Source organism: Kitasatospora sp. NPDC015120 (assembly GCF_043080305.1).
In the GTDB taxonomy this organism is placed as follows: domain Bacteria; phylum Actinomycetota; class Actinomycetes; order Streptomycetales; family Streptomycetaceae; genus Kitasatospora.
On sequence record NZ_JBIBVJ010000086.1, the window covers coordinates 1 to 1,020 of the forward strand.

Sequence of the window (1,020 nt, forward strand, 5' to 3'; positions counted from 1 at the left end):
GCGGCTGGATCACCTCCTTTCTAAGGAGCAATATGCCGGTTGCAGGCGAGTGTCCTGCACGGTTGCTCATGGGTGGAACGTTGACTATTCGGCACGGTTTCGGACTTGTCTCCTAGTACTGCTTCGGCGTGGAAGAGAGTCATGGTCCGGGTCGTGTCGGGCACGTTGTTGGGTCCTGAGGGAACGGAAACGTACCTCAGTGGATGCCGGTCCCATGCTTGGTGAGGTGGGTGTCTGGTCGTTGTTTGAGAACTGCACAGTGGACGCGAGCATCTGTGGCCAAGTTTTTAAGGGCGCACGGTGGATGCCTTGGCACCAGGAACCGATGAAGGACGTGGGAGGCCGCGATAGGCCCCGGGGAGCTGTCAACCGAGCTTTGATCCGGGGGTGTCCGAATGGGGAAACCCGGCAGTCGTCATGGGCTGTCACCCGCTGCTGAACACATAGGCAGTGTGGAGGGAACGCGGGGAAGTGAAACATCTCAGTACCCGCAGGAAGAGAAAACAACCGTGATTCCGGGAGTAGTGGCGAGCGAAACCGGATGAGGCTAAACCGGAATGGTGTGAGACCCGGCAGGGGTTGCCGTTTCGGGGTCGTGGGTTTTTTCTTGACCGGTCTGCCGGCCGGTCGGCGAGTCAGAAACCGTATGGATAGTCGAAGGACATGCGAAAGGTCCGGCGTAGAGGGTAAGACCCCCGTAGACGAAATCTGTACGGCTCGCTTGAAGAATACCCAAGTAGCACGGGGCCCGAGAAATCCCGTGTGAATCTGGCGGGACCACCCGCTAAGCCTAAATATTCCCTGGTGACCGATAGCGGATAGTACCGTGAGGGAATGGTGAAAAGTACCGCGGGAGCGGAGTGAAATAGTACCTGAAACCGTGTGCCTACAAGCCGTGGGAGCGTCGTCGGGCAGCTTGCTGTCCGGCCGTGACTGCGTGCCTTTTGAAGAATGAGCCTGCGAGTTTGCGGTGTGTAGCGAGGTTAACCCGTGTGGGGTAGCCGTAGCGAAAGCGAGTCC

The 1,020-nt window shown here is 58.4% G+C and carries 1 rRNA gene; it reads left to right on the forward strand.

From position 1 onward, the window contains the following. Positions 1 to 277 precede the first annotated feature (277 nt). A 23S ribosomal RNA gene (locus ACF1AK_RS36485) occupies positions 278 to 1,020 on the forward strand; the annotation flags it as partial.